Origin of the sequence: Nonomuraea sp. H19 (assembly GCF_052068215.1) — a bacterium.
Lineage (GTDB): Bacteria > Actinomycetota > Actinomycetes > Streptosporangiales > Streptosporangiaceae > Nonomuraea.
Window position 1 is genome coordinate 548,804 of the sequence record NZ_JBQHCV010000003.1, and the last position, 6,394, is coordinate 555,197.

At 69.5% G+C, this 6,394-nt stretch carries 4 protein-coding genes, 1 rRNA gene and 2 pseudogenes; 6 read left to right on the top strand and 1 reads right to left on the bottom strand.

Features of this window, described 5'->3' with window-relative positions:
- Positions 1 to 70 precede the first annotated feature (70 nt).
- From ACTMTI_RS09235 to ACTMTI_RS09260, 6 genes and pseudogenes are all read left to right on the top strand, one after another.
- Positions 71 to 1,480: a cytochrome ubiquinol oxidase subunit I gene (locus ACTMTI_RS09235; protein ID WP_441119515.1), complete on the top strand. Its 1,410-nt coding sequence runs from the start codon at positions 71 to 73 to the stop codon at positions 1,478 to 1,480.
- Positions 1,477 to 2,526, top strand: coding sequence for a cytochrome d ubiquinol oxidase subunit II (locus ACTMTI_RS09240; protein WP_441119516.1), 1,050 nt, complete (start codon positions 1,477 to 1,479; stop codon positions 2,524 to 2,526). Before ACTMTI_RS09235 ends, ACTMTI_RS09240 begins: the two co-directional genes overlap by 4 nt.
- Positions 2,523 to 2,807 (top strand): hypothetical protein, encoded by a 285-nt coding sequence (locus ACTMTI_RS09245; protein ID WP_441119518.1) that lies wholly within the window; start codon positions 2,523 to 2,525, stop codon positions 2,805 to 2,807. The genes ACTMTI_RS09240 and ACTMTI_RS09245 overlap by 4 nt, the downstream gene beginning before the upstream one ends.
- Positions 2,808 to 2,898: 91 nt before the next feature.
- Positions 2,899 to 3,609 (top strand): annotated as a pseudogene (locus ACTMTI_RS09250) (ABC transporter transmembrane domain-containing protein); the annotation flags it as partial.
- A gap of 309 nt (positions 3,610 to 3,918) precedes the next feature.
- Positions 3,919 to 4,500 (top strand): annotated as a pseudogene (locus tag ACTMTI_RS09255) (ATP-binding cassette domain-containing protein); the annotation flags it as partial.
- Positions 4,497 to 6,074, top strand: coding sequence for an ATP-binding cassette domain-containing protein (locus ACTMTI_RS09260; protein WP_441119520.1), 1,578 nt, complete (start codon positions 4,497 to 4,499; stop codon positions 6,072 to 6,074). The pseudogene ACTMTI_RS09255 and the gene ACTMTI_RS09260, both read left to right, overlap by 4 nt.
- 63 nt (positions 6,075 to 6,137) lie before the next feature.
- Here ACTMTI_RS09260 and rrf read toward each other — a convergent pair.
- Positions 6,138 to 6,254, bottom strand: a 5S ribosomal RNA gene (gene rrf, locus ACTMTI_RS09265).
- Between the last annotated feature and the right edge of the window lie 140 nt (positions 6,255 to 6,394).

Consider the following 6,394-nt stretch of genomic DNA (forward strand, 5'->3'; position numbering starts at 1 on the left):
CGGTAGGGGCACGTCGCGTCCCGGACGGCCCCCTACCGGGCGACGGGCCGATGCTCGCAAAGGAGCAGCCATGAGTCTCTTGGACCTGTCCCGATGGCAGTTCGCCATCACTGTCATGTTCCACATGACCTTCCCGGCGATCACCGTCGGACTCTCCATCTTCCTGGCGGTCGTCTACGACATGTACTGGCGTACCGGCAAGCCGGTATATCTGCAGATGTTCCGGTTCTGGCGGCGTATCTTCGCTGTGGGCTTCGCGATCGGCGTGGTCGCCGGAGCCGTCATCACGTTCCAGATGGGCCTGAACTGGGGCGTGTACGGCGCCAAGACCGGACCGATCATCGGGCCGATCCTCGGCATGGAAGTCGTCACCGCCTTCTTCGTCGAGGCCGGGTTCATCGGCGTCCTGCTCTACGGGGAAGGCCGCGTCCGCAAGGCCACCATGTTCGTGTCCACCGTCATGGTGGCGCTGGGCACCCTCCTGTCGTCCACGTGGATCATCGTGGCCAACTCGTGGATGCAGACGCCGACCGGATACAAGATCATTGACGGCCGGTTCGAGCCTGCCGACTGGATGCGGGTCATCTTCAACCCGTCGTTCGGCTGGCGCTGGCCGCACATGGTGGCCGCCGTACTGATCTCGGCCGGCTTCTTCATGGCCGGGATCTCGGCCTGGTATCTCGTCAAGGGGCGCGCGAAAGGCTTCGCGCGCCGCTCGATGTCGATCGCCCTCGGCGTGGCCGCGGTGTTGATGCCCGTACAGCTCTACCTTGGTGACGGCGTCGCCGGCCACGAGCTGCCCGGCCAGCTCGCCAAGCTCGAGGCGATCGAAGGCAACTGGGACAACGGCAACACCGGCTTCGTCCTGTTCGCCATCCCGGACCAGCTGGCCGCCCGGAACATCGCCGAACTCGACATTCCCTGCCTCGGCAGCGCCATCTCCGCCAAGGATCTCACCTGTGGCACCGCCATGCCGGGCCTGAAGCTCACCCCGGCAGCAGACCGGCCGGACATGGCGGCGACCTTCTGGGGCTTTCGCATCATGTTCCTCGCGGCCGTGCTGATGTTCGGCACCGCGTTCGCCGCGACCATCCTGCGCATGCGCAACCGCCTGTGGACCGCGCGGCGCTTCCACAAATTCGTCCTCTGGACGACTCCGGCGGGCATCCTCGCCATCCTCGGCGGCTGGGTCACCGCCGAGGCAGGGCGGCAGCCGTGGATCGTTTTCGGCCGGCTGCGCACCGCGGACGCGGTATCGAAGCTGGCGCCCGGCGAGGTCGTGTTCTCGGTGATCGGATTCTCGATGCTCTACCTGATCATGCTCGTCGCCTACCTCGCCTACATCGTCCGTACGGTGCGCCGCGGCCCCGATCGTGACGATCCTCGACGCGAGTCCCGGCCTGACACACCGGACACGACGTCGGCCCCGCTCTCCGCCCGCCCTGCCCTGCTCGGCCCGCGAGAGGTGGCCGCCCGATGATCACCACGACTCTGTGGCTTGCCGCCGTGCTGCTCTGCCTGCTGATGTACGTCGTGCTGGACGGCTACGACCTGGGCGTCGGCGTGGCCACCCTCTTCGAACGCGATGCCACCCACCGGCGGCACCTGCTGGAGTCGGTCGCGGTGGGCTGGGACGGCAACGAGACGTGGCTCGTCCTGCTCGGCGTGGCCCTGTGGGCCGGATTCCCGCTGGCGTTCGGCACGATCCTCCCGCACGCCTACCTCCCCATAACCGTCATGCTGTTCTCCCTCATCGTGCGCGGCGTCAGCGTCGAATTGGCGTCCCAGTCGCCTCCCGCGCGTGGCTGGACCATCGCCTTCGGCGTGGCATCGTCGCTGGCCGCGTTCGCGCAAGGCTTCACTCTGGGCACGTTGACGTCCCCCCTGCTCCTGCGCGACGGCGCCTTCGCCGGGACGGCTTTCGGCGCCTTCAGCTGGTTCGCGGTGCTGACCGGCGCCACCGTCACGGCCGCGTACACCGCACTGGGGTACGCCTACACCAAGCAGAAGTCGTCCGGGCGGCTGCGCGCGTCGGCGGCGCGCAGGGGCCTGGTCACCACGGCGTTGACCGCCGGGTTGTTGACGGCTGTGCTGTTCGCCATCGACACCACCGCGGCACCGCTGAACCTGACCAGTCCGGGACGCGCCTTCGCCTTCGGCGGCCTCCTGCTGTTCGCCGCCGCGGGAGCCGTCACCTCGCTGGTCACCTTCCCGTGGAAGCAGCAGACCGGCGCAGCCGACACCCTGCCCATCGGCGGGCTCATCGTCACGGTCGTGTCGGTGTTCCTCGCCCTCGGCGTGGCGCGCTATCCGGTCCTGATGCCGCCCGATCTCACTGTCGACCGCGCGGTCGGCCCGCACAACACCATGGTCTTCGTCCTGATCGGCATCGGGCTGAACATGCCGCTGGTGCTGGCCTACAACGTGTTCGCGCACCGGGCCTTCACCGGCAAGCTCGACGCCGAATCGCCGACCGGCGAACCGCCCGCCGCGGACAGCCCCGTACTCGCAGGAGCGCACTCATGACCACCCACAGCGCCACCCACAGCGCCGGCCACGGCGCCGGCCACGGCGGCGCCCACCGCGCATCCGTCCTGCCGTCACCGGTCGGCGTCGTGCTGCGCCTGCTCGCCGCCATGGCCTGGACTGTGCTCGGACTGTTCGCCTACTGCGTCTGCCAAGGGATGTTCGGCGGCTACCCGCAGGTCCACTCCGGGCTACTGACCACCCTCGGCATGATCGCCATCGCCCTGACCGGGGGTATCGCCTGGATCGTCGACGAGCGGCGTCCTCATGACGACGAATGAGCTCGACGCCCCGGCCGGACGGCGGGCTGATGCCTGGCTCGCCGCGTGCGCCACGCCCGCACGGCGCTGGTTCGGCCTGTCAGCCGCACTGATGACGCTCGAAACGGTCTTCGCCATCGTCCGCTGGGGCGCCCTGGCGTGGGTCGCTCAGGCTGTGCTGCGTCGCAGCACCGGAGAGGACTTGCCGGGCGTGGCAGTCTTCGCCGCCGCCGGCGCGCTCGCGCTGGCGGCCGGCTGGGCGGCCGGCGAATTCCGCCGGCGCGGCGCCCGAGAGACAGCCGCCCACCTGCGGCAACAGCTGGCCGACGCGCTGCTGCCGGCCACCCGGCGCACCCGCGACACCGGACCTGCCGAGGCCGCGCTGGCGATGGTCGACCTCGTTGACGACATCGCCGACTATCACGCTCAGATCGCGCCGCTGCGCCGGTCGGCCACGCTCTCCATGCTCGCCGTCCTCGCGACCACCGCCGTGCTGCACTGGCCGGCGGCGATCGTGCTCGTCCTGACCAGCGCCCTCATCCCGCTCAACATGCGGTTGGCCGGGTTGTTCGCCCAGCACGGCGCCGAGCGGCAGTGGGCCGCGACTCAGCGACTCAACGCCATCGTCCTCGACAGCTTCCGCGGCCTGCGAACCCTGCGTGAACTCGGCGCGGCCGGTCGCCGCGGCCGGAGTCTGACCACGGCGGCCGAACGGCTCAACACGGCGACGATGAGCGTGCTACGGCGCGCGTTCCTGTCCGGGGCGATCATGGATGTCGTCATCACGTTCTCCATCGCGGTGAACGCGACCTACATCGGCCTGTCGCTGCTCGGGTACGTCCATGTGCCCCACGCCCCCGGACTCAGCCTGTTCACCGGGCTGCTGGTGCTGCTGGTGTGCCCGATGTACTTTGCCCCGATGCGGGCACTGGCCTCGGTGTTTCACCAGCGTGAGCGCGCCGCCATCGCAGCCGGCGTCATCAGCGGCATCGTCGAGGACATGCCCGCCGAGACGACCCGGGCGGTGCGTCCGCGACTGGGCGAACCGGTCGGGGTGTCCCTCAACGCGGTCCGGTTCCGCTACGCGGGCGCCGAACACGACGCCATCGCCGCAGACGTCGACATCGCACCCGGGACCTGGACCGCGATCACCGGCGCGTCCGGCGCCGGCAAGAGCACTTTGCTGTCGCTGGTCGCCGGCCTGCGACTGCCGTCCGCCGGAGAGGTCCGGTGGGAGACCGCCTCGGGGCGGCAGGCACCGGCGCTTGGCGCATCCGCGTGGGTCGGACAGCAGACCGTGCTGCTCGACGCGACGGTCCGCGACAACATCCGCCTCGGCCGGCGGAACGCCACCGGCCAACAGATCCAGCAGGCAGTCGACGCCACCGGGCTGCGCCCCGTGATCGAGCGTCTCCCCGGCGGCCTCGACACCCGGCTCGGCGAGGCCGGCTGGGGCGTGTCGACGGGAGAAGCCCGCCGGATCGCCATCGCCCGCGCCTTCCTGAGAGGAGCCCGGCTCTGGGTGCTCGACGAGCCGACGGCCCACCTCGACGCGGACAGCGAACGCGACGTCGTCGAGGCCCTGCGGCGAGCCACCCACGGTTGCACGGTCATCATCGCCACCCACTCCTTCGCGCTGGCCGCCGCAGCCGACACCGTGCTCGCCATCAACGACGGCCGCCTTCACCACGAAAGCCTGGTGAGCGCACAATGAGCAGCGCGCGCCCCCTCTCCGGCGGCGGTCATCACCATCCGGCACGTGCACTGGCGAGCGCCGGTCTCGTGCTCACCGTCATCGCCGAACTGTCCTCCGCGGGCCTGCTCGGCCTATCGGGCTGGTTCATCAGCGCGTGCGCCGTCGCCGGCGCGGCCACCTTCAGCTCCTTCTCCTACCTCGCCCCCAGCGGCGGTGTGCGGGCCTTCGCCCTGGCCCGCATCACCGGGAACTACAGCAAGCGCCTGACGCTGCACGCGGCCGCCCTGCGGCGCGTCGCCACCGCCCGGGCCGAACTCTTCCACCGGGCCGCGGCCGCCGACCGGGGCCACCTGGACGGTATGTGGTCCGGTGACCTGCTCGATCGCAGCATGGCCGACGCCGACACCGTCGGGATGGCGCTGATCCAGTGCACCGCACCCGCCGCCGTTGCCGCCGCGATGGCTGTCACCGGCGTCCTCGCCATCGCGCTGGCCACGTCCATCGCACCGGCGGCAGTGCTCGCGGCCGGGCTCGGGATCATCGCGCTGGTGGCGTACCGCACGTCCAGCGCCGCGCACCCGGCCGAGCAGCACACACGCAAGGCGCTTCGGGCGGAAACGGTGACGACCACCGACGCATGGGCGGAGATGGCCTCGCTCGGCGCCGCCGAGCAGCTCGCAGCACGTACGACGGCGAAGTTCTCGCAACTGGACGCCGCCCGTGACGCGGCCGGCCGACGCCAGTTGTGCAAAGCCCTGCTCACCGGGCTGGTGGGCGTGGCGACCGTGGCGGCCACGATCGTCTGTGAGATCGGCACCGACCCCGCCACGTTCGTGTTCGTTGCCCTGATGGCGGTAGGTGTAGTGGCACAGGCCGAACAACTGGGAGTCGCCGCCGAAGCCCGAACCGCGGCTGCAGCCGCACACCAGCGCCTCATGGTGAACGCGCCATCGCACACCCCGGACGACATGACGGTGCCGGCGATGCGCTCATGGGCGGCCGAGCAGGTCATCGGCTTCGACGGCTATCTCTTGCCTCCGACGGCCCTGCGGCCGGGGCGCGTCATAGGGGCCCAAGTCACTCGCAACGGCATTCTGGTTGTCACAGGCCGCTCCGGCAGCGGCAAGAGCACACTGTTGCGCGCCCTCGCCTCGTCCATGCGGCAGTCGTTCGCCCCCGACGACAACCGGCCCGCCGTCACCGCGATCGCCGCCGACGACTACCTCTTCAGCGGAACGCTCGGGTCGAACTGGCGGCTCGCCGACCCGGGGATGACCGACGAGGACGTCGATGCACGCCTCACCCAGTTATGGCTGGATCGCAGCGGGCTGACTGCCAGGACCCCTGTAGGTCCCGGCGGCAGAGACCTCTCAGGCGGTGAACTCCGCCGGGTTTACCTGGGCCGGGCCCTGGTCACCCGACCTCACGTGCTGATCGTCGATGAACCGGCGACCGGCCTGGACGACCAGACCGCGCAGCACATACTCGGCATCCTTGCGAATTTGCCCGACACCGCCGTCGTCATCGCCACGCACGAACTGCCGGCGTCGCTCCGGTCACTCGATCACGTATCGACGCTGCTGCTCGACTAGAGCGCCGGTCACGCAAAAAGAAAAGGCCCCAACCGTCTGGTTGGGGCCCTTTTCTTAAGTTTTGTGCGGCGGTGACCTACTCTCCCACACCCTCCCGAGTGCAGTACCATCGGCGCTGGGAAGCTTAACTTCCGGGTTCGGAATGTAACCGGGTGTTTCCTTCCCGCCATAACCGCCGCAACCCTATGAAACAGACAAGCATACCGCTTGTTGTCTCAGAATTGCGTAGTGGACGCGAGCAAGATGCTTTGTGGTCAAGTCCTCGGCCTATTAGTACCGGTCAGCTCCACACGTTACCGTGCTTCCACCTCCGGCCTATC